28 protein-coding genes are annotated in these 22277 nt (G+C 40.1%); 18 read left to right on the top strand and 10 right to left on the bottom strand.

The window, feature by feature from the left end; all coding sequences use genetic code 11:
- Positions 1–46: 46 nt before the first annotated feature.
- Entirely contained in the window at positions 47–493 is a 447-nt protein-coding gene (locus FHW89_RS02985; protein ID WP_172333509.1) for a thioesterase family protein, read from the bottom strand.
- A gap of 136 nt (positions 494–629) precedes the next feature.
- Here FHW89_RS02985 and FHW89_RS02980 point away from each other — a divergent pair, with 136 nt between their 5' ends.
- The 3 genes from FHW89_RS02980 to FHW89_RS02970 all read left to right on the top strand — a co-directional run bounded on the left by FHW89_RS02980 (position 630) and on the right by FHW89_RS02970 (position 3244).
- Positions 630–1070: an Hsp20/alpha crystallin family protein gene (locus tag FHW89_RS02980; RefSeq protein WP_172333508.1), complete on the top strand. Its 441-nt coding sequence runs from the start codon at positions 630–632 to the stop codon at positions 1068–1070.
- Positions 1071–1226: 156 nt separating this feature from the next.
- Entirely contained in the window at positions 1227–2483 is a 1257-nt protein-coding gene (locus tag FHW89_RS02975; RefSeq protein WP_172333507.1) for a putative DNA modification/repair radical SAM protein, read from the top strand.
- Positions 2484–2485: 2 nt separating this feature from the next.
- Positions 2486–3244, top strand: coding sequence for a TIGR03915 family putative DNA repair protein (locus FHW89_RS02970; protein WP_172333506.1), 759 nt, complete (start codon positions 2486–2488; stop codon positions 3242–3244).
- Between the two features lie 603 nt (positions 3245–3847).
- Here FHW89_RS02970 and FHW89_RS02965 read toward each other — a convergent pair.
- Both FHW89_RS02965 and FHW89_RS02960 read right to left on the bottom strand, forming a co-directional pair.
- Entirely contained in the window at positions 3848–4351 is a 504-nt protein-coding gene (locus tag FHW89_RS02965) for a DUF1772 domain-containing protein (protein WP_216650453.1), read from the bottom strand.
- 3 nt (positions 4352–4354) lie between these two features.
- Complete coding sequence (locus tag FHW89_RS02960; RefSeq protein WP_172333505.1) at positions 4355–4690, bottom strand: cytochrome c; 336 nt, start codon at positions 4688–4690, stop codon at positions 4355–4357.
- Between the two features lie 179 nt (positions 4691–4869).
- Between FHW89_RS02960 and FHW89_RS02955 the strand changes: the two genes are divergently transcribed.
- From FHW89_RS02955 to FHW89_RS02935, 5 genes are all read left to right on the top strand, one after another.
- Positions 4870–6222, top strand: a complete 1353-nt coding sequence (locus tag FHW89_RS02955; RefSeq protein ID WP_172333504.1) for a PhoH family protein — start codon at positions 4870–4872, stop codon at positions 6220–6222.
- A gap of 111 nt (positions 6223–6333) precedes the next feature.
- Positions 6334–6993: an MBL fold metallo-hydrolase gene (locus FHW89_RS02950; RefSeq protein ID WP_172333503.1), complete on the top strand. Its 660-nt coding sequence runs from the start codon at positions 6334–6336 to the stop codon at positions 6991–6993.
- Positions 6994–7273: 280 nt separating this feature from the next.
- A complete protein-coding gene (locus FHW89_RS02945) occupies positions 7274–7906 on the top strand; it encodes an HAD family hydrolase (protein WP_172333502.1) in 633 nt (210 codons plus the stop codon).
- Between the two features lie 48 nt (positions 7907–7954).
- On the top strand, positions 7955–8734 hold the full coding sequence (locus FHW89_RS02940) for a DUF6438 domain-containing protein (RefSeq protein ID WP_172333501.1): 780 nt from the start codon (positions 7955–7957) through the stop codon (positions 8732–8734).
- A gap of 165 nt (positions 8735–8899) precedes the next feature.
- On the top strand, positions 8900–9286 hold the full coding sequence (locus FHW89_RS02935; protein ID WP_172333500.1) for a hypothetical protein: 387 nt from the start codon (positions 8900–8902) through the stop codon (positions 9284–9286).
- A gap of 26 nt (positions 9287–9312) precedes the next feature.
- On the opposite strand, the gene FHW89_RS02930 is transcribed toward FHW89_RS02935, so the two are convergent.
- Complete coding sequence (locus FHW89_RS02930; RefSeq protein WP_172333499.1) at positions 9313–9786, bottom strand: PA2169 family four-helix-bundle protein; 474 nt, start codon at positions 9784–9786, stop codon at positions 9313–9315.
- A 277-nt stretch (positions 9787–10063) separates the two neighbouring features.
- On the opposite strand from FHW89_RS02930, the gene kaiC reads away from it, so the two are divergent.
- The 5 genes from kaiC to FHW89_RS02905 all read left to right on the top strand — a co-directional run bounded on the left by kaiC (position 10064) and on the right by FHW89_RS02905 (position 14989).
- Positions 10064–11803 carry a circadian clock protein KaiC gene (gene kaiC, locus FHW89_RS02925; protein WP_172333498.1) on the top strand — a complete coding sequence of 580 codons (1740 nt, stop codon included), beginning with the start codon at positions 10064–10066 and terminating at the stop codon, positions 11801–11803.
- Positions 11803–12096: a circadian clock KaiB family protein gene (locus tag FHW89_RS02920; protein WP_172333497.1), complete on the top strand. Its 294-nt coding sequence runs from the start codon at positions 11803–11805 to the stop codon at positions 12094–12096. The genes kaiC and FHW89_RS02920 overlap by 1 nt, the downstream gene beginning before the upstream one ends.
- A gap of 3 nt (positions 12097–12099) precedes the next feature.
- A complete protein-coding gene (locus FHW89_RS02915) occupies positions 12100–12435 on the top strand; it encodes a circadian clock KaiB family protein (protein ID WP_172333496.1) in 336 nt (111 codons plus the stop codon).
- Positions 12435–14099, top strand: a complete 1665-nt coding sequence (locus tag FHW89_RS02910) for an ATP-binding protein (RefSeq protein ID WP_172333495.1) — start codon at positions 12435–12437, stop codon at positions 14097–14099. The genes FHW89_RS02915 and FHW89_RS02910 overlap by 1 nt, the downstream gene beginning before the upstream one ends.
- A 113-nt stretch (positions 14100–14212) precedes the next feature.
- Positions 14213–14989 (top strand): enoyl-CoA hydratase/isomerase family protein, encoded by a 777-nt coding sequence (locus FHW89_RS02905; RefSeq protein ID WP_172333494.1) that lies wholly within the window; start codon positions 14213–14215, stop codon positions 14987–14989.
- A gap of 52 nt (positions 14990–15041) precedes the next feature.
- Here the strand turns inward: FHW89_RS02905 and FHW89_RS02900 are convergent, their stop codons facing one another.
- The gene (locus FHW89_RS02900) at positions 15042–15317 is read right to left on the bottom strand and encodes a hypothetical protein (protein ID WP_172333493.1); all 276 of its coding nucleotides are present in this window, start codon (positions 15315–15317) and stop codon (positions 15042–15044) included.
- A gap of 91 nt (positions 15318–15408) precedes the next feature.
- Here FHW89_RS02900 and FHW89_RS02895 point away from each other — a divergent pair, with 91 nt between their 5' ends.
- Positions 15409–17091: a hypothetical protein gene (locus tag FHW89_RS02895; protein ID WP_172333492.1), complete on the top strand. Its 1683-nt coding sequence runs from the start codon at positions 15409–15411 to the stop codon at positions 17089–17091.
- A gap of 8 nt (positions 17092–17099) precedes the next feature.
- On the opposite strand, the gene FHW89_RS02890 is transcribed toward FHW89_RS02895, so the two are convergent.
- Together FHW89_RS02890 and FHW89_RS02885 are read right to left on the bottom strand one after the other, a co-directional pair.
- Positions 17100–17393, bottom strand: coding sequence for a chaperone modulator CbpM (locus FHW89_RS02890; protein ID WP_172333491.1), 294 nt, complete (start codon positions 17391–17393; stop codon positions 17100–17102).
- A 17-nt stretch (positions 17394–17410) separates the two neighbouring features.
- A complete protein-coding gene (locus FHW89_RS02885) occupies positions 17411–18304 on the bottom strand; it encodes a DnaJ C-terminal domain-containing protein (protein ID WP_172333812.1) in 894 nt (297 codons plus the stop codon).
- Between the two features lie 169 nt (positions 18305–18473).
- Between FHW89_RS02885 and FHW89_RS02880 the strand changes: the two genes are divergently transcribed.
- The 3 genes from FHW89_RS02880 (at position 18474) to FHW89_RS02870 (ending at position 20068) form a co-directional block, all read left to right on the top strand.
- Positions 18474–18806 (top strand): cupin domain-containing protein, encoded by a 333-nt coding sequence (locus tag FHW89_RS02880; RefSeq protein WP_172333490.1) that lies wholly within the window; start codon positions 18474–18476, stop codon positions 18804–18806.
- A gap of 33 nt (positions 18807–18839) precedes the next feature.
- Positions 18840–19493 (top strand): CPBP family intramembrane glutamic endopeptidase, encoded by a 654-nt coding sequence (locus FHW89_RS02875; RefSeq protein ID WP_172333489.1) that lies wholly within the window; start codon positions 18840–18842, stop codon positions 19491–19493.
- A 62-nt stretch (positions 19494–19555) separates the two neighbouring features.
- A complete protein-coding gene (locus FHW89_RS02870; RefSeq protein ID WP_172333488.1) occupies positions 19556–20068 on the top strand; it encodes a GNAT family N-acetyltransferase in 513 nt (170 codons plus the stop codon).
- On the opposite strand, the gene FHW89_RS02865 is transcribed toward FHW89_RS02870, so the two are convergent.
- Together FHW89_RS02865 and FHW89_RS02860 are read right to left on the bottom strand one after the other, a co-directional pair.
- Positions 20065–20694: a chloramphenicol acetyltransferase gene (locus FHW89_RS02865; protein WP_172333487.1), complete on the bottom strand. Its 630-nt coding sequence runs from the start codon at positions 20692–20694 to the stop codon at positions 20065–20067. The genes FHW89_RS02870 and FHW89_RS02865 overlap by 4 nt on opposite strands.
- Positions 20691–21380, bottom strand: a complete 690-nt coding sequence (locus FHW89_RS02860) for an HAD family hydrolase (protein ID WP_172333486.1) — start codon at positions 21378–21380, stop codon at positions 20691–20693. Before FHW89_RS02860 ends, FHW89_RS02865 begins: the two co-directional genes overlap by 4 nt.
- A gap of 156 nt (positions 21381–21536) precedes the next feature.
- On the opposite strand from FHW89_RS02860, the gene FHW89_RS02855 reads away from it, so the two are divergent.
- The gene (locus FHW89_RS02855; protein ID WP_172333485.1) at positions 21537–21896 is read left to right on the top strand and encodes a DUF1493 family protein; all 360 of its coding nucleotides are present in this window, start codon (positions 21537–21539) and stop codon (positions 21894–21896) included.
- A 159-nt stretch (positions 21897–22055) separates the two neighbouring features.
- On the opposite strand, the gene FHW89_RS02850 is transcribed toward FHW89_RS02855, so the two are convergent.
- Positions 22056–22277 (bottom strand): PspC domain-containing protein, encoded by a 222-nt coding sequence (locus tag FHW89_RS02850; RefSeq protein WP_172333484.1) that lies wholly within the window; start codon positions 22275–22277, stop codon positions 22056–22058.

Raw genomic sequence — 22277 nt, 5'->3', positions numbered from 1 at the left:
AAACAATGTAAACCGACATTTGCATATTTACATATCTGCACATCTACTAATTCGTATTCAAAATCAGCCTTGGCTCATCATACTCAATCATACTGCGCCGCTCATTAACAGGTATAGATACTGACTTATTAGCGCTATAATCATAGCTAATACAAATGGTTTTGCCGGTAGTTACAATTTCTTCACCATGCTCGGTTATCTTAACCAGTACGTGCATTACATCAAAACTACTATTACCTATACGGACGGTACGTACATAACAGGCTATCTGGTCATTAATGGTGATGGGTTTCAGGTAATTGATCTCTGACCTCCCCAGGATAATACCTGCATGATTCCAATCCCAGTTGATGATCTCTTTCCAGTAATTGCTTCTGGCTATTTCAAAATAGGTTAAATACACCGCGTTGTTTACATGTCCGAAGGCATCTATATCTGAAAAACGGATGGGGATGGCCGTTTTATACTTGTAATCTGAAAGTTTTTCGCTCATTTAGGTCATTTTGTCTGTATAGAATCAATTTAAAGTGACAAGTTGTCGCTTATTTATCGATTTTATCACTTGGTACAACACTTGATTAATAGCTTACGAAGTTAACAAAAACAAAAACTTAAAGGAGACATTAAAAATGACACTTGTAAAATTCAACAACGGATTAAAAAATAACGCGGTAAACCCATTCTTTAATGATGTATTAGATTCTTTATTGAACGACTCATACATCGGTAATAAATTAGTTGCCCGCGTGCCTGCGGTAAACATTGCCGAAACTGAAAACGAATTTCAGATTGACCTGGCAGCACCCGGTTTAAAGAAAGAAGATTTCAAGATCAATCTGGATAAAAATGTATTGACCGTTTCTTCTGAAAAGAAAAGCGAAAGCGTAGAAGAAGGTAAAAAATTCAGCAAACGCGAATATAGCTACAGCTCTTTCAACAGATCGTTCACATTACCAGAAAGCGCCGATCATTCAAAAATCGAAGCTGATTATACCGACGGTGTATTAAAGCTTACCATAACCAAAAAAGAAGAAGCTAAATTTCAATCAAGAGAAATAGCTATCAAATAATAAAAGATTGTTTTCATAAAGTAGTTAGTTTGGTTTTTTAAAGAGGTCGCTCCGCAAGGGGCGGCCTTTTTTATTCTCGGATTACAACCAAAAGCGCTAAAAATAAACTCTTGCTCAATGTCGAATTGCTAAAATTATTAGTATTTTTGATTTAATATGAATGTAGAGCGGATAACAGAGAAGTTGAATATATTGGCGGATGCCGCAAAATATGATGTATCGTGCGCATCAAGTGGTAGTAAACGCAAAAATGAAAACAAAGGACTTGGAAATGCGAGTAACGGTATATGTCACAGCTACACGGAGGATGGGCGATGTGTATCGTTATTGAAAATACTGCTTACCAATCATTGTATTTTTGATTGCGCCTATTGTGTATCCCGTAAAAACAATGATGTTAAACGTGCAGCCTTCACCGTGCAGGAGGTGGTTGACCTCACCATAAATTTTTATAGGCGCAATTACATTGAAGGCTTGTTTTTAAGCTCCGGCATTTTTAAGGATGCCGATTATACTATGGAACGCCTGGTTAGGGTGGCCAAAAAGTTACGCACTGAACACAATTTTAACGGCTATATACATCTCAAATCTATCCCGGGAGCCAGTGATGAATTGATGCGGGAGGCAGGCCTGTACGCTGATAGGTTGAGTGTGAATCTGGAAATGCCTACTGAAAGTGGATTGAAACTGTTAGCTCCGGACAAAAACCGACAGGACATGATCAACCCGATGAATTTTCTAAAAAAAGAGATCATTCAACGGGCCGAAGAAAAAAAGCTCTTTAAAAACGCACCGGCGTTTGCCCCGGCAGGACAAAGTACGCAAGTAATTATTGGTGCCACACCAGAGAACGATCAGCAAATACTTCAATCAGCTGATTATTTTTATCAGAATTTCAATTTAAAACGAGTGTATTATTCCGGCTATGTTCCGGTACTGACCGACAAACGCCTGCCAGCGTTAAATACAGCGGTACCCATGGTGCGCGAAAACCGGCTTTACCAGGCCGATTGGCTGATGAGGTTTTATGGTTTTCATGTAAACGAAATTGTAAATAAAGATCAACCCTTACTTGATCTGGATATTGATCCTAAGCTGGGCTGGGCCATCCGAAATATGCAGATTTTCCCCGTCGATATTAATAAGGCCGATCTGCAATTGATACTACGTGTACCGGGCATCGGAATACAGTCGGCACAAAAAATTGTGAGCGCGCGCAAATTTGCCAGAGTGAGCTGGGAGCAACTTAAAAAAATAGGAGTGGCCATTAATCGCGCCCGGTATTTTATTATTTGTAAAAGCAACGAATTTGAACGCCGCGATTTAACCGGCAATAATATTAAACAATTTATCCTTGCCGAATCAAAAAGCAAGTACATCAAAAACACGCAAACCCAACTTAACTTGTTTTGATCATGTATACATTGGTTTACGATGGCACATTCGAAGGCTTACTCACTGCGGTATTTGAAATATACGAGCGTAAACTATTCCACGTAAAATTAATAAAAGGAGAATGGCGCGCCAGTGCGTTATTTGAAGAGGTATTAGAGATTATCACAGACGAGAACCGTGCTAACAGGGTATTACGAGGGCTACGGAAAAGATTATCAGTTGCTTGTGTACAACGACTTTATATTGCCCACATGGCCGAAATGGAGAATGAAGAAAACGCGATTGTTGGCTTTATTCGCTATGCCTTTGACGCTGATAGAAATATTGAAGAAGATTATGGAAATAAATACGTGATGCGTATTTCAGAGATCATCAAAATGGTTCGTCGTGAAAAACATCGGATGGAGGCGTTTGTGCGCTTCCAAAAACTAAAAGACGAAACATTTTACTCGGCTGTAGAACCCGATTTTAACGTTCTGCCATTGCTGATCAGGCATTTCAAGGACCGATACGCCGATCAGAAGTGGATGATCTATGATATTAAAAGACGGTATGGGATTTATTATGATTTGCACGATACCCAATATATCTCGCTTGATTTTTCAGAAACAAGCAAGCCGACCGATACTATAACGATTGTGAGCCACGATGAACTCATGTATCAGAGCCTTTGGAAAAATTATTTTAGCAGCACAAACATCGTTTCCAGGAAAAATACAAAGCTCCATTTAAGGCATATTCCTAAAAGATATTGGCGCCATTTAACAGAAAAATTTTAGACTTTTTTCATTTTACGCATTTTCTGAAACATAAAAACTATGCATTTCACGAGTTTTTGTGAATAAGCGAATTGTTTATAAGCACGGCTATTTTTCAACTATCCATAAATAATGAATTGAAAAACAAGCTTTAATCAATGTTTATAACTACACTTTCAATGTTAATAACGTGTTAATAAAAAACAAATAAAATCCTTGCAGAATCAGCAGGATGTCCCGATATTGAAATCATCAAGAACGACGTACATTGACAGCCTTTCAGGATTACAGAAGTTGAATCGGGTTAGCCTTCGGGAGAACTAAAGAACAAGGGAAGTGCCTGAGTTACATGAAAAAATGATAAGACGAAAGTTTTTGAAAAAGGATTGTGATTAAAAGAGGTATTGGGGAAATGCAGGAACTTCACGGAGAACCGCAACTGAACCAATGATATTGAAGGAGTCGACAGCTCGAAAGAGCGACGGACAAGATCATATCGGTAATGATGCACAAAACTTGGTGCTACTGGGAAGCTATGGCAGAACAGTGGTCAGGAAACGGGAGCTCAATTCGAAAGAAAAGACTCCCGTTTTCATTTTTACCAGATTTTGCAATTCCTTTCATTTATTTGCTTTCGTAGCAGCAACCGGTAATAACCAATACTAAACTTACTACATTAGCCAATGTGCGGATGTTATGCAAAAAGTTCCAGGGCCCCTCAAACATTGCCCGGTATACCGATAATTCTTTTGGCGATGCGGTCTCAGCATTAAGCCTTGCCAAGGCATCATTCAAGGGCACGTTTCCAAACATAGTAACGCCAAACACACCGATAGCGTAAACCAGAGCAGCAACAACTAACAGGATAAAGCGCGTATTCATTCCCGGGCTATAATTAAGATAAGCACTCAGGGGCAGCAACAATAACGTCCCCATAAAGCTGGCCATAAAAAGCGGATTTATTATTTGCACGTTGATGGAGTTCATAGCAGCGATATATTCGCGATCGGCGAGTTTACCCAGTCCTAAGTTAACAGAGCAGGTATAACCGTAAAACAGACCCGCGATTAAAGCAGTGACTGTTGCTGTGATGATTAAAATCAGGGTTGTCATATTCATCTTGATCATGATTTATTTTCTTAAAGTTTTAATGTATTCAATTACAGAGCTTATCTGGCCCGCAGTCAGTTTTTTTCCCCAGTTGGGCATAAAACCACGGCCATTACTAATGGTGTAGAGCAATTCGTTGTTATCTAATTTACTTAACCGCAAATTCGCAGCACCCCAGCGTCCTCTTGTGCCATCGTTACCATGACATGTAGCACATTTTTTTTCAAACAGGGGCTTGCCGGTTAAGGGGGAATTTTGAGCATAAGCAATTTGATTCCAGCACAGAAGCGCAATGATGATCAATGTGGTAAACCATTGTTTTATTTTGCTATTGTTATTAAAAGTTGATGATTTCATGGCGTTTTATTTTTTGATAAAGTTGCGGCGATATCAAAAAATAAAATAGAACAAAACCGACAAGGGGGGAGTTTTGAGTCTTAATCCCAAGTTTCCAATCAAAATAAATTCGAAATCCAACATCCGAATTCCGAAATACAAAATGGAAACTAAAAACAGATTCCTTAAATTAGTCGGATATGAATAAAGATGGTAAGAACGGGACTATAGGAAGTAATAAAATATTTGTTTTAGATACCTCGGTGATCCTTTACGATCACAACGCATTCCAGAATTTCCAGGAGCATGATGTAGCCATACCTATTCAGGTTTTGGAAGAACTGGATAACAAAAAAAACGGTAACGACACCCGTAATTTTGAAGCCCGAAGCTTTATCCGCCTTATGGATGATCTGTCTCGTAATAAGATGGTAAATGAGTGGATACCATTAAATGGCAAAAGCAAAGGCAGTTTCAAAGTAGCGATGGACATTAAAACCACTGCTATTGATGCTGAAGAAGTTTTTGGCTCCGACAAAACAGACCACCGCATTCTGAATGCGGCCTTAGGCTTGCAGGAAGAGAATCCTGGTAAAAAAGTGGTGCTGGTATCAAAAGATATATGCCTGCGTCTGAAAGCAAAAGCGCTTAATCTGCACGCAGAAGATTATGAAACCGGCAAGATTAAAAACCTGGATGAATTGTATACCGGGCAAACTGATGTAAACAAGGTTACCGAGAAACTGATAACCCAGTTAAACAAGCACGAAAATCTGCCAGCCGAAAGTTTGCATATTACATCGTACACCAATAATCATTTCTATATATTAAAAAGCAAAAATAGCGATGTACCTGGTTTTTATAATACCCAAACCAGGCAGCTGGAAAAAGTTATAGAGCAACCGGTATTTAATATATTACCCCGCAATATTGAGCAGGCCTTTGCCATTCATGCCTTGTTACATCCCGATATTAAACTGGTAACTATCCAGGGCAATGCCGGCACAGGTAAAACTTTACTGGCATTGGCCAGCGCGCTGGAGCAAAGAAAATATTATCGTCAAATTTTTGTTACAAGGCCGATTGTGCCTTTAAGTAATAAGGATATCGGTTTCTTACCCGGTGATATCAAATCAAAGATCGACCCATACATGGCGCCAATCTGGGATAATTTGAAGTTTATCAAAGATCAGTTTGGGGACGATGAAAAGATGCAGGCCAAAATAGATGAACTGGTAACTAACGACAAAATATCCATAGCCCCGCTGGCTTTTATCCGCGGACGTACATTGAGTAAGATATTCTTTATTGTGGATGAAGCCCAGAACCTTACGCCGCATGAGGTAAAAACCATTATATCACGCGCCGGCGAAAACAGCAAATTTGTTTTTACAGGAGATATTTACCAGATAGACACCCCATACCTGGATGCAGAAAGTAACGGATTGTCATACCTGATAGATAAAGCCAAAGGACATCCGCTGTACGCGCATATCACCTTGCAAAAAGGTGAGCGGAGCGAACTGGCCAATCTGGCAAATGAATTGTTGTAATTTTTAGTATCAAGTAGCTAGTATCAAGTATCATGATTTTTGAATTCGTTAAGAAGCAAATGCAGCTGTCGTGATACTTGATACTAGCTACTTGATACTAACTAAAAAGATATGAAAATCTCAAAATACCTCCATTCATGCCTTGTATTTGAGCTCGATGGTTATAAAATTTTATTTGATCCAGGCGATATTTCTTTTATTGAAGGCTTGGTAACACCCGAAATGTTTGCCGATGTTAATACTGTAGTGATTACCCATATCCATCCGGATCATTTTGTAATAGATATTTTACAAAGGATTTTAAATATTTCCGGGGCCAAGGTAGTCACCAATAGTCAGGTTGGTGAGCAATTAAACAGGGTCGGAATAAAATATTTGCTCCTGGAAGAGGGTATTGAGCACTTTGGCCCCTTCAAATTGGAGGCATTTCCGGTACAACATGCCCTGATCATGGATAACCCTTTACCTCAAATGACAGGCTTTGTGATCAACGATAGGGTGCTGCACCCGGTCGATTCCATGGAAGATAATCTGTTGAAATTCAAAGGAATAGAATTGCTAATTATGGTAACCATGGCGCCATTTGCCAGTGAAGTAATGATCTCCGCCTTTGCCGATAAGTTGCATCCCCGCCAGATATTACCCGTTCATGATGGTTATTCCAAAACTTTCTTCATTCAGAAAAGATATGCTGCTTACGTGAAACATTTTGACAAACTGGGCATAAAGTTTAACGAAGTATACCAAATAGGCGATAGCATCAACATCTGATTTGGGATTTGAGATGGTCTATTTCGGAGCTATGAGACTTTAGCGACAATTCAATTATCTTATTATCAAATAATTATAACAAACTCAAAGTGCAAAAAATTGGGCATAAAAAAAGCCCCTACCTTTTACGGTAGAGGCCCTATGGAACCAACCTCCTGCTAAGCTGGCCCACATTAACCTTATCACAATGCTAAGGTGAAGATAAATAATGAAGAAAACATGAACTTCTGTTTTATGCTTGGTGTAAATTTTACATCTTAGCAAAAACAAGATCGCTCACATGCAAAAGCCCGATAGTCTGATATTCGACATGGACGGAACCCTTTGGGATGCCGTTGACACCTACGCCAACTCCTGGAACCTGGTTTTCGAAAAAATGAGCATCCAACGTACCCTCGGCCGTGATGACCTGATGCAGCTGATGGGCATGGAAGGCAAAAAACTAACCAAGGTACTTATGCCCGAGTTTGATGATAACAGGGCACAGAGCATCTATATGGATGTAAATGAAACCCGCAGACAGATACTGCCCACCAGTGGCGGCGTTATGTACGATGGAGTGACCGAGGGTATCAAACAACTGGCCGCCAAATACAAAATCTTTATACTGAGTAATTGCGCTGTAGGGATTATTCCTTTGTTTATCAGCTGGGCTAAAATTGAAAATGACATTACCGATTTTATAGCTTATGGGCAAAATAATATGCCCAAGCATCATAACATGCAGTTGCTGATTGATAAACACCAGCTAAAGCACCCGGTTTATATAGGAGACACTAATGGTGACGCTGAGCAGACACGCATGGCCGGGATACCATTTATATTTGTGAGCTATGGTTTTGGAAAAACAGATGACTATGAATTGAAGTTTGATGATTTTGCATCATTAACAAAATATTATATGAGTTTGTGAGTTTTTAAAGCGTTAGCCAAATTTCTTCTACCCCTAAAGCATACTCCAATGGTAAAACGTGGACTCTCTCTGTTATTATTTTTGCTTATCTCAGATTTATCATTTGCTCAAAAAGTACAACTGGACGCCGAACGCTGGATAACCAAAGATCTGGGCCACCTTTACTTCATCGACAAAAAAGTATATTATAATTTTGTAGGCAATGCCGGCATTAAAGATCATTATGCTATTGTGAACGATACACTGATCCTGTCAGACATCTTCAGAAGCAGTGCCGACAATTTCAAGAAGCAACGGCGGACCGATTTTAAGTTCCTGATTAGACACGCCGACTATAATCGTATATATTTAAAAGCCGTTGAGCCAAATGCTATTGAACTGGCAGGTACCATTACTTACGAATTCTTCAACTTCAAAAACAGTTACGATAAAAACGTAAAATTTGCCAAGGTCTATTTCCTATCATCCACATGTTTTGGCGACTGTCCGCAGCTGGGTATCGAGATATGGCCCAATGGCGATTACCATTTAAAAGCCGGTGAACATGCTGCTCCATACAAAGGTGATTATACCGGCAAACTAAGTCCGAGTCAGCTGGATACATTGAATTATTGGCTTAAGCACAGCGAGCTAAAAAAAATGAACGACTGGCAACAAGGCAACCAAGTAGTCGATGCGCCAAACTATTACTTTGCCATTGACTTTGTTGACAGTAAAAAGAAACTTAGCATCAACACTAACGAACCACCCATGAACATTATCGATCTGATCAATTTCATGCTATCGTCTTACAAAAACTTAAAACTCACACCTGCAGGTAATAATTGATGAGGATCAAGAGATAAGAGTCGGGAGTCAAGATGAGGGCTTTGCTTTTCTTATTAAAATCCGGTCTAAGCTCAATCCAGTGTTATAGCTTTCTTGATTCTCGGTTCTTTATTCTCACCATTGATTATTAGTTTTATTTTGTAGTTTAGATAAAAATATATCTATATGAAAGGCCGTACCAAAGCAATTATTTTAATAGTGATATTAGTATTGATCGCCGGGTTTACTTACCAGCGCTATTTCTTTGTTTTTGGCGAAGGCGCAAAGGCAGGCACCATGAACTACTTTGTAAAAAAGGGGTACCTGTTTAAAACCTATGAGGGCCGACTGATACAAAGCGGCATAAAAACACCACAAAGTGGGGGCAATATCTCCTCAAACGAATTTATGTTTTCTGTTACCGACGAGAAAGTTGCGCAGAAGCTAAGCAGCAGCGCTGGTTCTTACCTCGAATTACATTACAAGGAATATTTGCACGCTTTGCCATGGCGCGGCGTAAGTGTATTTGTTGTGGATAGTATTATTTCAGAAAAACCAGTAGTTGGTCAATAAATAAACGGATCAGTCCCGTTTATTTATCAGGCATTCACCTCCGCGTCGCGTAATGCTTTGATGGTGTCATGGGCAACCCTTAAACTTTCCAGTTGCTTTTTAAGGATGAACACGACTTGTTGATCTTCCCATATCAGCTCTTTATCATCCAGTGCCGCCCGGTATGCTTTTTTGGCAATATCTTCGGTACGTTCACAATCACTTAATATACTACGCCTGTCTTTGCTTGAAAAAGCGGACTTAACATCTATCCAGGTATTATTTAGTTTCCCGGATAGGGTAGTACCATCGGTAGGGTCGCCTCCCAATACTTGGATATAATCTCGCAACTCGGAAACATTGCTTTTACTTTGATCCATGTATTCTTTAAAGAGCAAGTTTAATCCTGTTTCTTTAGTACTTTCATTAGCTTTTTCATAACCCGCGATGCGATCATTATTTATTTTAATCAGATCGTTAAGAGCCGATATCTGATGCTGTATATGTTGTAAAACCCCCATGATTATTATATTTATAACTAATAAACATGGCAAATGAATTAATGTTTTTTTAATTGAGGTAAATATACCTGTTTCAGTATCTGGTGGTATTCAAATTTAGAGTAAGGTTTTTTTGCTGGTAAAAACCAATAGTATCAAATTGCGTTAAAGAAGCTATCATAAATATAAGTGATTAAAACAATTTGAGCCCAATAAGCATTTATTAACCATTTGATATGAAAACGCGCGACAATTTTGGGCTTCAGTTGATCAACACTTGAAAAAACATTTGTTTAAGATGACTAAATCACATAAAAAACAGCAAACCATTTTTAAAACATTGCCCAAAACACCAACGGGCATTAACGGACTTGATGAAATAACAGACGGTGGTTTACCCGCTGGCCGGCCTACGCTTATTTGCGGAGAAGCCGGCTGCGGTAAAACATTGATGTCGCTTGAATTTATAGTTCGCGGGGTTACACTCTTTAATGAACCTGGGGTTTTTATGGCTTTCGAAGAAAAAACCGACGAATTAGCTATGAACGTAGCCTCCCTGGGTTTTGATCTGTACAAACTACAGGAAGAGAAAAAAGTAAAACTCGACCATGTACATATCGATCGCAGCGAGATAGAAGAAACCGGCGAATATGACCTGGAAGGTTTGTTCATCAGATTAGGACATGCCATTGACAGCATTGGCGCCAAAAGGGTAGTATTGGATACGCTGGAGAATCTTTTTTCGGGCCTCAACAACCAGACTATTCTGCGTGCCGAGTTGCGCAGGCTTTTTACTTTTCTTAAAAACAAAGGAGTTACCGCTATTATAACTGGCGAAAAAGGGGACGGAGGAGCCCTCACAAGACAGGGTCTGGAGGAGTACGTATCGGATTGCGTTATTCTGCTTGACCACCGGGTTATCAACCAGATTTCAACCCGCCGACTTCGTGTTGTAAAATACAGAGGCTCGCAACATGGAACCAACGAATACCCTTTTTTAATTGACGAAGATGGTATTTCTTTGCTGCCAGTGACTTCTTTAGGGCTCGAAAAAGCGGTCTCATCAAAAAGGGTGTCATCGGGTATTCCGGCACTGGATTATATGCTCGGAGGACAAGGCTTTTTTAGAGGAAGCAGCATCCTGGTTTCCGGAACTGCCGGAACCGGTAAAACCAGTATCGGCGCGTATTTTGCTGCCGAAACCTGTAAACAGAAAAAGAAATGCCTCTATTTTGCTTTTGAAGAATCGCCCAACCAGATCATCCGCAACATGCGGTCTATCAGCATCGATCTACAGCAATATGTTGATAACGGTTTGTTACGATTTCATGCGTCAAGACCAACCTTATATGGGTTGGAGATGCACCTGGTGGCCATTTATAAACTGATCAAGCAATTTCAACCGGCTACGGTAATATTAGATCCGATAACCAATCTGATCACCGTAGGATCTGTAAGTGAAGTAAAATCAATGCTTGTAAGGCTTATAGATTTTTTACAGAACGAACAAATCACGGTAATGTTCACAGCTTTATCGCTCAACACCATTGTAAATGAGCAAACCGACGAAGGCGTATCATCGTTAGTGGATACCTGGATGCTGGTACGGGATATTGAGCATAATGGCGAGCGTAATCGCGGTTTATACATCATGAAATCGCGCGGTATGAAACACTCCAATCAGGTACGCGAATTTATCATCACCGATAAGGGGCTTGATCTGGTTGATGTTTACCTGGGGCCCGATGGCGTATTAACAGGATCGGCAAGGGAAGCACAGCAACTAAAGGAAAAAACCGGTGTTGCGCTGCGTGATTTCGCCGTATCACGCAAAGACAAGGAAATTATACGCAAACGTAAAACGCTGGAAGCTAAAATATCCAGTTTACAAGCCGAGTTCGAATCGGTAGAAGAAGAGCTGAACAGGATATATTACGAAGACGAGTTAAAACAACAAATAATGAACAAAAATCGGGAAGAGATAACAAAAATGCGGAGGGGGATAAAAGAAGAAAGCCCGGTAAAGAAGAAAAAGTAATGGAAACTGAAGTAATAAATTATGAATTAAGGTTATATATTGCGGGCAAAACAGCAAAATCTGTTAGTGCTTTAGCTAATCTTAAAAAATACTGTGAAGAACATTTAAAAGGTCAGTATTCGATTGAAGTGATCGATCTTTTAGTAAAACCCCAATTGGCCGAGGGCGACCAGATTTTTGCCATACCAACATTGGTACGCAAAGTACCGGAGCCTATCCGCAAAATAATCGGGGATCTGTCAAACGAAGAAAAAGTATTGGTGGGTTTAGATATACGCCCCCGTAAACTATAAAAAATGACCGAAAAGGATCAATCATCTTTATCTGAGGATAATTATTTTAATGAGCAGAAACAAGAGGTTTATCATTTACGCTTGTTCGTAACGGGTGCATCGCCAAATTCAGCGCGAGCTATAACCAACCTCAAAGATATTTGCGAAACCCATTTAAAAGGCAATTACGACCTGGAGATAGTAGATGTTTATCAGCAACCTTTAACTGTGGAACACGAACAGATTATCGCTTTACCCATGCTCATTAAAAAGGCGCCGGGTATAGAGCGCCGTCTTATTGGTGATATGTCAAATACAGGTAAAGTATTAAAGGGTCTTGGTTTACAAACAGAAAATTAATGGAACTGGCTAAATACACATATGAAGAGTTGCTGCAGCAAAACGAGGAACTTCGGATACAGCTGGAGGAGGCCAATGATACCATTGACGCCATTCGCAACGGGCAGGTTGACGCGCTTATTGTAAAAGATGCCGATGGCCATCAGCTATACACCTTAAAAACAGCCGACCAAACCTATCGTGTTTTTATTGAAAAGATGAATGAAGGCGCTGTTACGCTGAACAAGGATAATACCATTTTGTATAGCAACTCGCGGTTTGCCGCCATGATGGGTCTGCCGCTGGAAAAAGTGATCGGACTGAATTTTGCGGTTTTTATTCCGGAAATATCTGTTGATAAGTTTAACGATCTGATGGACAAAGGCTGGGAAGAAGATTGTAAAGGCGAGATATTATTGGCCAATAAGCTGGGAAAACTAACCCCGTGCCAGCTTTCCTGCACTACGCTTGATTTGGACGAAGGTACAGCCCTAAGCTTGATCTTAACAGACCTTACCAGTCAGAAAGAAATAGAATGGGAATTAAAAATAAAAAACGAACAATTGCTGGCCGCCCAAAATGCTGCTGTAAAGCTTAACAATGAGCTGGAGGATACGGTTAGGGCCCGTACAAATGATCTGCTAATAAGCAGAGAGCATTTTAAATTACTTGCCAACAATATCCCTCAAATGACCTGGACAAACCTGCCAGGTGGTGAGGTTGATTTTTACAACCAACAATGGTATAATTATACAGGCAGCCGCTATGCCGAAAGCGTAGGATGGGGGTGGCAGCATATGATACATCCTGATGATTTGCCCAATACCTTAGATAAATATATTGAGGCTTTAAAAACCGGTAACACATTTGAGGTTGAAAATCGGTATAAACGCTGGGATAACACTTACCGCTGGCACCTGAACCGGGCCGTACCTTTAAGAGACGACAGCGGCGCGATTATTTTTTGGGTGGGTACAGCTACCGACATCGAAGATCAGAAGCGGGAAATGGATCGTAAGGACGAATTTATTGGCGTAGCCAGTCATGAGCTCAAAACACCCTTAACCAGTCTAAAGGGCTATCTGCAGCTGATAAGCTCTTATAAGAAAGAGGAGCTGCCGCCTGTAGTAAAACAATATATAGGTAAAGCAAGTGTGGCTGTAAATAAATTGCAGCACCTAATCAATGATTTGCTTGATGTAAGTAAGATACAGGCTGGCCGCTTGGAATATGCTATGGGTGAAGTAAATTTATCTGAGCTGATGATGCAGGTGGTTGAAAATTCAAAGCATATCTACCCATCACATGAATTAGAAGTTCAGCTGCAGCCCAACATCTTCATCACGGGCAATGCCGAACGCCTGGAGCAGGTTTTAATGAATTTTATCAATAACGCTGTAAAATACTCCCTGGCCGATAAAAGGATCATCCTGAAAACCATTGTAAAAAATAATTTGGTACGCGTGTCTGTAACTGATTTTGGTATAGGCTTATCGGCAGAGCAGATAGATCGCATATTTGAACGCTTTTACCGGGTTGAAGACAAACGTCACATCACCAGCGGTCTGGGTATGGGGCTTTATATCAGCGACGAGATTATTAGTAATCATCTGGGTAAAATTGGGGTCGACAGCGAATTAGGTAATGGGGCCACTTTTTATTTTGAATTACCTGTGATTGCTTGACAGATCATTCTTAAATTATTTTGAACGAAAATTGCAGGTAAGCCAAATACTTCTGATATTGGGCAAACGGGCTCTGTCAGATAGTCCATCTTTATACAATAAACCTCAAAATTATGCCTGATACAGATAATGGCCATGTATCTTTTAATAAAAGTGCAAATGGTATAGCTACTATTAGCTTTTATCACCCTGCCCAAAATTCGCTCCCCGCAAATCTTTTAAATGATCTTGCCGAATGCATTAATCAGGCAGGTAACGATCCCGAGGTACGGGTTATTATCTTAAAAAGTGGCGGCGATCGTACTTTCTGTGCCGGTGCCAGTTTTGATGAGTTACTGCAAATAAAAGATAAAGAAGCAGGCGCATTGTTTTTTTCTGGTTTTGCCAAAGTGATCAATGCTTGTCGTAAATCATCTAAAATAATTGTTGCCCGGGTTCAGGGAAAAGCGGTTGGCGGGGGGGTGGGCCTTGCTGCTGCTGCCGATTATTGCCTGGCATCCGGCTTTGCTTCCATCAAATTAAGCGAGTTGGCCATAGGTATCGGGCCGTTTGTAATATCGCCTGCGGTAACCCGTAAAGTTGGCTTGTCTGGGTTTTCGCAATTAACCATAAGGGCATCTGATTTTCAATCGGCTCAATGGGCCCGCGATCACGGGCTATATCATGAAGTGTATGAAGATATCCCCTCGCTTGACTCAGCCGTAGACGAACTTACTAAAAAACTGGCCTCCTATAACCCGGATGCTCTCGCGGAACTTAAAAAGATACTATGGGAAGGCACAGAAAATTGGGACGAATTATTAACCCAGCGTGCCGCTATTAGTGGCGAACTGGTACTTTCAGACTTTACTCAACAAGCCCTGCAACGCTTTTTGAGTGGCAATAGATAACTAACATGCACACCAAAAAAAAGAGCCTGAATTATATCGGGCTCTTTTTTTATTACCAGCATCTGTAATGGCGATGTACACGGTAGTAAACCGGGCGGGCATAATAACGGCCTGGATAATAATATGGACGACCATAGTAAACCCTGCGCGCATAACCATAATATACCGGGCGATCATAATAACCATATGCCGGATAATTAGCGGCAACTACCACCCTTGAACGTGGATAATGGCCAAATGAAGCACCTATAGATATACTTTGAGCTTTTACAAACTGAACTGAAAACAGCAATGCAAAAACTACGACCGAAAATTTGATGGCTTTCATAAATCAAAAATTAAGTTAACATGGTAGTTATTTATGTTTATAGACTATAAATATCACTTGAGGTTTAGTATATTTTTTTTATTTTTAAGGCATGTATTACTTTTTATTTGCCCTGCTGTTTTTGGTCATTGTTTTGGGTTTTTCATTGATCAGCTCTTACTATGGCAGATTACGTGCCGATGAAAAGAAACTTGATAAAATAAAAAGCAAATGGGGTAAGCCTATAAATACCAGGCGCAACTTTGATTTGATTAAAACCTACCTAAATGCCGATAAAAGCTGGGACAGATTACCCGATGTTACCGCCGAAGACATCGATCTGAAAAGTATTTTTAACTATATCGACAGAACAAGCTCCAAGCCAGGTAAGCAATATTTATATAAAAAACTGCATTTTCCCGAAACAAACCTTGAAAAATTATTAGCACTTGACGCTAAGGTTGAGTCCATTAATAAAGATAAACCCAACCGGGAGCTGATTGAACTACAATTATCAAAACTCAACAATACCTACGCGTATTATATTGCCGATCTGTTTTTAAGAACCCATGAATCGATCTTTGTACCGATCATGAATTTTTATATCAGGTTTGTGCCGCTGGTGATCATCGCGCTTATCGTATCGCTGATTGTTTATCCTAATCCCATTAGCATTTTGTTGTTATTGTTTTTTGTAGGTTATAATGTGGTTTTGCATTATGCCAATAAGAAAAAAATAAGTTCCTACACCAATTCGTTGCCCCAGTTGCTTATTATGCACAATGTAGCGGTATGGCTGGTAAAACATGCCGGTCTGGAGGATAATGAAGCTGTGAAAACCAGTTTGAAAAATTTACAGGGGCTAAAACGCTCTTTAAGCATCATCAATCTGGAAAGTAAACTGATAAACGGGGGCGGGGATTTGAGCTATGCTGTTTTTCAACTCATTAAAACCTTGTTTTTGTTAGAGCCACGCATTTATGCCAGCTCTATAAAACATATTGAAAGATACCGGGAAGATATTGAACTGGTTTATCAGTATGTAGCCGAAATTGATATGCTGGTAGCTATCCAATCGGTAAGGGATGGTTTACCTTATTACAATAAGCCCCAGTTTATTGATACCGATGCGCAAATGAATATTACCGATCTGTATCATCCGCTGATTGATAAATGCGTTACCAATTCATTATATACACGTGCCGATAAGGGGGCATTGATAACAGGCTCAAACATGTCGGGCAAAACAACTTTTATTAAGGCGATTGCCGTTAACACCTTATTGGCCCAAACCCTGTTCACCAGCTGTACCAAAGAGTATAAAGCTCCCTTTTTAAAAATACAGACCAGCATTAAAACTACGGATAGCATAGAGGAGCAAAAGAGCTATTTCCAGGCACAGGCACAATCGATATTAACTATCATGAGCCGCAGCAACGAAATTGAACAGGTAAAAAGCCTGGTTATTATTGATGAGATATTCAGAGGTACTAATACCATTGAACGTATAGCTGCCGCTAAATCGGTATTGTCCTATATCACAGCCAATCAGAATTTTGTTTTCGTATCAACACATGATCTTGAGCTGGCCGAGTTGCTTGATGAGGATTTTGCTATTTATTCGTTTGAGGATTCCAAATCAGGCGCCGTTCTGGTGTTTGACTATAAGCTTAAAGAAGGCCTACTCAAAAGCCGCAACGGTATAGCCATATTGGAATCCATGGGCTATCCGGATTCTGTAATCGAAGACGCTAATATTGTGAGTGAGCGTATGATGCTAAAATATATGGAGTAAGCTACATGCTATTCACCTTCATATAACCGCAGTTTATTTTTCAGACTTTGCAAATCATCCTGCATTTTTTCCATCCGGTGCAATAAATAGCTGATGGCTTCTATACCCTCTACATTGATATCCAACTGATATAGATTGATCAGCTTTTCGAGTTTTCTCAATTCCGCTCCGGGTATATGAATAGTTTCATCAATTACAGTAACCTTAACTAAATCAGCCTTATATAAGGATTCTATAAAGGCATACTCTATGTTATGGTATAAACAAAAATCATTTATTGATATTAAATCCGCTGTTTTCATCTTCTTTAAATTTTATATCATGATTTGGAGAGCTCCTCAAACAATTGTTTTTGCCGCTCGGTGAGGTTTACCGGTATCTGGATATCATAGGTAAGGTACAGATCGCCAAACTCATTCTCTTTCTTGTAAACAGGCATACCTTTACCTTTTAGTTTTACCTTGGTGCCGTTTTGGGTTTCGGGCTTTACTTTTACTTTAACCTTCCCGGTTAAGGTTTCCGCTGTAATTTCTCCGCCAAGTACAGCAGTATAAAGATCCAATTTAACTGTGGCGTATAAATTGCGTCCATCACGCTTAAAGCGGACATCATCTGGTATCGAAAATTTGATATAGAGATCTCCTGCAGGGCCATTATTTACACCTGCGCCCCCATGGCCTGTTATTTTAATGGTTTGTCCGTTCTCGATACCGGCAGGTATATTAATGCGTATGCTTTTGCCGTTAACGGTTAAGGTTCTTTTATGAGTTTCCGCAATATCCTGAAGAGTTAGTTGCAGTTCGGCATTCAAATCTTTTCCACGATATTTTGTTTGCCTGCTGCCGCCACCGCCAAACATCGACTTGAAAAAATCAGAAAAATCGCCACCGCCGAAACTTTCATCATCAGTAAAACCGCCGAAAGCACTGCCGCCATAGCTACCGCGCCCGCTTTGTTGTTGTCGGGCTTGTTGTTCATAAGCTTCGCCATGCTGCCAATTTTCGCCGTATTTATCATACTTTTTACGTTTTTCCAGATCGCTCAATACTTCGTTCGCCTCATTAAGCTCCTGGAATTTTTTGTGCGCCTCGGCATCATTCGGGTTAAGATCAGGGTGATACTTACGGGCAAGTTTGCGATAAGCATTTTTGATATCCTTATCGGTAGCGGTTTTGGTCAAACCCAGTGTTTTATAGTAATCAATAAAAGCCATATCAAGCGTAGAATGTAGTATGTATAATAAACCCTTAAATATACGGCTTAGTTTTAGACAGTGCATTTTTCATGCTGTATTCTGACGATAGCCTGATTTTACAACTACCGCGTTAAGCACAATTTTTATACTTTTACGCCTACGCCCCCATCAGGCAACAAACATCATTATGGAAAACAAAGTATTTAATCAGTTTGCAGATATCGAAACCAAGGAAATGATTCCGGGCTATTTATCAAAGATCATTCATACCCCGGGAAATACTATCAATTTTTTGGAGGTTAAGGCAGGCGCGGTATCGCCAATGCACCAGCATATCAATCATCAGTGTGCTTTTGTGATTGAAGGGCAGTTTGAATTAACCGTTGATGGTGTATCTCAAATACTGGATACTGGCACCTATGCCATTATCCCTCCAAATGTGATTCATGGCGGCAGGGCTATTACCGATTGCAAGCTGATCGATATATTCGACCCGGTTCGTGAAGATTTTAAATATTAGTAACTTTTATTAATCGGCATAGTCAAAAAGACAATGACGGCTAATAAAAGTAAAAGATTCTTGTTTGATGTAATGATGATCATCGTATTGGTCATCTTTCCACATCTGGGCTTGATGCCTATGTATGCTTTTGCTATTCTGTTATTGCTATTGATAGGCGGTTATTTAAGGTTATATAAAGAGGGATTTAGCGATATTGGTTTCAGATTCAGAGATATCAGTTTCCGATCTTTTTGGCTCGGTGGATCAATAGGTTTAGGGTTTGCCATGCTTATGTATTGGCTGTTAGGCCCCCTGTTAACCTGGCTGGGATTTGCGCCGGCAAACGTTTCTGATTTTTATTACATCAGGCATAATGCTATCCAGTTATTCGTACTACTTGCGATAGCCAGCTTCCTGGTGATCCCATTTGAAGAGATCGTTTATCGAGGCTTTATTTTTACCCGCATAAGAGCGATGACGGATGATAGTAAATATAGTTTTGCAATCAGCGGCTTAATTACCAGTATCATATTTACCCTTTACCATTACCAGGAGGGAGCGGGTGCTATGATCAGCATATTTATAGGGGCTAATTTTGTTATCTGGCTTTATAAAATAGTTAAAGGCAATCTTTGGTACCTGATATTCTTTCACATTGTATACGATATCTTTATGCTAACCGCCATTTATTTAGGATACATGTAGCCATATTTCCTTTTTACAGCGCTAAATATTAAGTTTGCCCTCCCAATAAATAAAAAATAGATATGTCCATCACTAAGGCCACACTTGCCGACGTTCCCGAATTAAATGTATTAGTAAACAGAGCCTATCGCGGTGAAGAGTCAAAAAAGGGCTGGACCTCGGAGGCCGATATGCTCGATGGTATACGGATAGATGAAACCATGCTGAAAGAATATTTCAGTAATGAGGCTATCACCATACTAAAATACACGGATGATAACGGTGTGATCACTGGCTGCGTTTACCTGGAAGTGAAAGGGCCAAAACTATACCTGGGCATGTTTAGCGTATCGCCAGTATTGCAGGGTAAAGGAGTAGGGCGTGCCTTACTGCAAGAAGCCGAGATATTAGCCAAACAATTCAATTGCCATACCATCACCATGACGGTGATCAGCACCCGCGCAGAGCTTATTAGCTGGTATGAGCGCAGAGGTTATGTCTTTACCGGCGAGATACAACCCTTTCATGACCATGGTCGCTTTGGCAGCCCTAAACAGCACATAGAACTCATCGTAATGGAAAAAGCAATAGTTTAATTGCTACTGCTCATCAGTTCCTGGAAAAGATCATAATATTGGCCAACATGCAATCCATCAACCAGGGCATGATGTACGTGCAACGATACCGGCATGCTTTTTTTGCCATTCTCCTCGGTCATTTTTCCGAATGATATTTTAGGGCAACTATCCGGGAACGAAAAACTGCGGGCATGTGATAAACTGGTAAAATTTATCCAGGGCATGGCCGAATAGTGTACAATATCATCATCGAGCTTTGGGGCGAAAAGGGTAGTGGTAGTTTGCACCCGTTCAATCTCTTTTTTTGCGCCTGTTATAAATGCATCAAGGGCGGGATGAAAATCGATATATGCAAAACCAAAAGTACCATTGGACCTTCCAATAGTTGGCCCGGCATTTATGCGATCATAAATAAACACATCATCTCCATAAATACGGTATCTGAACGGGTCCAGTTCATTGATGGCTGTTAACGATTTATGCAGGTAATACAGAAAAAAGGATACACCATTATCTTTTGCATAGCCGTAAGCCTGTGTACAGTCGATATTGACTACGACGCCATAAAATGGCTCCTCAAAAGTTTTAAAAAAATTAAAATGTTCTTTGCGTGCCCAGGTATCAATATTTAATTTATGCTTCATGCCAATATATACGGCAGAATATCACGGAGTGTATCAGCCTGTTTAAAATTATCGTGGGTTAAATTGGTTTCTATATGCTCATGCGCCCAGGTGGTATGAAAGGGCACATGAATGGCATGACCGCCGATGTTGAGCACCGGCATCACATCTGATTTTAGGGAATTGCCCACCATCAAAAACTCTTGGGGCTTAATATCCAAATGTTTAATAAGCTTGATATAATCCTCATCCTGCTTATCAGACATAATCTCGATGTGGTGGAAATAGTGCGACAATCCCGACTTTTTGAGTTTCCGTTCCTGATCGAGCAGATCACCTTTGGTAGCCACTACCAGGCGGTAATGCTTTTTTAAGGTTGCCAGCACATCTTCTACACCATCCAATAGTTCAATAGGCTCATTAAGCATGCCTTTGCCATATTCCATAATCAGTTCAATGGCATCAAGACCTATTTTTTTGTCGGATATTTTTAGCGCGGCCTCAATCATGCTTAGGATATACCCTTTTATACCATAACCATAAAGCGCTAAATTGGCTATCTCGATCTTGAAAAGCTCGTTAGAAACTGTATGTTGCGGCAAAAAGTCCTCCAGCAGACTGCAGAACTTCTCTTCGGTTTTTAAGAAATAGGGCTCATTTACCCAAAGGGTATCATCGGCGTCAAAAGCTATAACCTTTAGTTTCATATGCTTTTATAAACAAGACTGCAATAATAATCATACGGCGTTTATTTCCTGCCGATTTGTGGTAACCTTTTTTTGAAAATAATGTCTCCATAGATGCAACCTAATTTTAAAAGCGACGTCCTATACAACACATGGTCAAAATTATATTCGATTAAAATGGAAGAAGTACTGCCACCCTTAAAAGAATTTATTGTTGATTACTGCAACCGCTATAAGCTGAATCATGTTGATCCGGGAAGCCTGAACCTGGATACCAGCCTTGATCTGGACCTGGATATTTTTGATATCGAGATAGATCTTTTCCTGGCCGATTTTGCCGATCAGTTTAAGGTTGACCAATCCAAATTTACCTGGTACAAATATGGCTATCCCAAAGGCTCAACCCGGGTACGTATGATCAAAATCGTGTTTGGCTACAGCAGCACCTGGGCCAAACAACTGGCGCTGTATTGTTATAAACCTAAGTTTAAGATCAGCAATTTACAAGATGCTGTAAAAACGGGAAGACTATTATAAGATTTGGGAATTCGGAATTTCGATTTTTCGTTATCGGTTCATTTTAAAGGTACTCAAGAAGGCTACGCCGTTTCGGATTTAAAAAGACACATCAACTCAGTTCCAAAATCCTGACAATCTTTTAATCCCATGAATCAAGGTTTAAAACAAACTTAAGACTTATCTATCGATAACTCCTGTATGACGGCGTTTTACAAAATTGCGGATATCAAGTACGATACCGGCAAAGAAATAAAATATCAGCGGGAAACCCACCGCTAAGAAAGAAGAGTAGATAAAAAACAAACGGATCTTTGAGATAGAAACGTTAAACTTTTCGCCAAGATAGGTGCATACACCAAAGGAGTACCGTTCAAAAAAAGTAAGGATTCTCTGTATCAT

The organism is Mucilaginibacter sp. SG564 (assembly GCF_013149275.1).
In the GTDB taxonomy this organism is placed as follows: domain Bacteria; phylum Bacteroidota; class Bacteroidia; order Sphingobacteriales; family Sphingobacteriaceae; genus Mucilaginibacter.
This window is presented reverse-complemented; position numbering and strand designations above follow the sequence as displayed.

Coding starts and splice junctions, on each gene's coding strand:
- FHW89_RS02985 (WP_172333509.1), bottom strand. CDS start 493: ATGAGCGAAAAACTTTCAGATTACAAGTATAAAACGGCCATCCCCATC.
- FHW89_RS02980 (WP_172333508.1), top strand. CDS start 630: ATGACACTTGTAAAATTCAACAACGGATTAAAAAATAACGCGGTAAAC.
- FHW89_RS02975 (WP_172333507.1), top strand. CDS start 1,227: ATGAATGTAGAGCGGATAACAGAGAAGTTGAATATATTGGCGGATGCC.
- FHW89_RS02970 (WP_172333506.1), top strand. CDS start 2,486: ATGTATACATTGGTTTACGATGGCACATTCGAAGGCTTACTCACTGCG.
- FHW89_RS02965 (WP_216650453.1), bottom strand. CDS start 4,351: ATGATCAAGATGAATATGACAACCCTGATTTTAATCATCACAGCAACA.
- FHW89_RS02960 (WP_172333505.1), bottom strand. CDS start 4,690: ATGAAATCATCAACTTTTAATAACAATAGCAAAATAAAACAATGGTTT.
- FHW89_RS02955 (WP_172333504.1), top strand. CDS start 4,870: ATGAATAAAGATGGTAAGAACGGGACTATAGGAAGTAATAAAATATTT.
- FHW89_RS02950 (WP_172333503.1), top strand. CDS start 6,334: ATGAAAATCTCAAAATACCTCCATTCATGCCTTGTATTTGAGCTCGAT.
- FHW89_RS02945 (WP_172333502.1), top strand. CDS start 7,274: ATGCAAAAGCCCGATAGTCTGATATTCGACATGGACGGAACCCTTTGG.
- FHW89_RS02940 (WP_172333501.1), top strand. CDS start 7,955: ATGGTAAAACGTGGACTCTCTCTGTTATTATTTTTGCTTATCTCAGAT.
- FHW89_RS02935 (WP_172333500.1), top strand. CDS start 8,900: ATGAAAGGCCGTACCAAAGCAATTATTTTAATAGTGATATTAGTATTG.
- FHW89_RS02930 (WP_172333499.1), bottom strand. CDS start 9,786: ATGGGGGTTTTACAACATATACAGCATCAGATATCGGCTCTTAACGAT.
- kaiC (WP_172333498.1), top strand. CDS start 10,064: ATGACTAAATCACATAAAAAACAGCAAACCATTTTTAAAACATTGCCC.
- FHW89_RS02920 (WP_172333497.1), top strand. CDS start 11,803: ATGGAAACTGAAGTAATAAATTATGAATTAAGGTTATATATTGCGGGC.
- FHW89_RS02915 (WP_172333496.1), top strand. CDS start 12,100: ATGACCGAAAAGGATCAATCATCTTTATCTGAGGATAATTATTTTAAT.
- FHW89_RS02910 (WP_172333495.1), top strand. CDS start 12,435: ATGGAACTGGCTAAATACACATATGAAGAGTTGCTGCAGCAAAACGAG.
- FHW89_RS02905 (WP_172333494.1), top strand. CDS start 14,213: ATGCCTGATACAGATAATGGCCATGTATCTTTTAATAAAAGTGCAAAT.
- FHW89_RS02900 (WP_172333493.1), bottom strand. CDS start 15,317: ATGAAAGCCATCAAATTTTCGGTCGTAGTTTTTGCATTGCTGTTTTCA.
- FHW89_RS02895 (WP_172333492.1), top strand. CDS start 15,409: ATGTATTACTTTTTATTTGCCCTGCTGTTTTTGGTCATTGTTTTGGGT.
- FHW89_RS02890 (WP_172333491.1), bottom strand. CDS start 17,393: ATGAAAACAGCGGATTTAATATCAATAAATGATTTTTGTTTATACCAT.
- FHW89_RS02885 (WP_172333812.1), bottom strand. CDS start 18,304: ATGGCTTTTATTGATTACTATAAAACACTGGGTTTGACCAAAACCGCT.
- FHW89_RS02880 (WP_172333490.1), top strand. CDS start 18,474: ATGGAAAACAAAGTATTTAATCAGTTTGCAGATATCGAAACCAAGGAA.
- FHW89_RS02875 (WP_172333489.1), top strand. CDS start 18,840: ATGACGGCTAATAAAAGTAAAAGATTCTTGTTTGATGTAATGATGATC.
- FHW89_RS02870 (WP_172333488.1), top strand. CDS start 19,556: ATGTCCATCACTAAGGCCACACTTGCCGACGTTCCCGAATTAAATGTA.
- FHW89_RS02865 (WP_172333487.1), bottom strand. CDS start 20,694: ATGAAGCATAAATTAAATATTGATACCTGGGCACGCAAAGAACATTTT.
- FHW89_RS02860 (WP_172333486.1), bottom strand. CDS start 21,380: ATGAAACTAAAGGTTATAGCTTTTGACGCCGATGATACCCTTTGGGTA.
- FHW89_RS02855 (WP_172333485.1), top strand. CDS start 21,537: ATGGAAGAAGTACTGCCACCCTTAAAAGAATTTATTGTTGATTACTGC.
- FHW89_RS02850 (WP_172333484.1), bottom strand. CDS start 22,277: ATGATACAGAGAATCCTTACTTTTTTTGAACGGTACTCCTTTGGTGTA.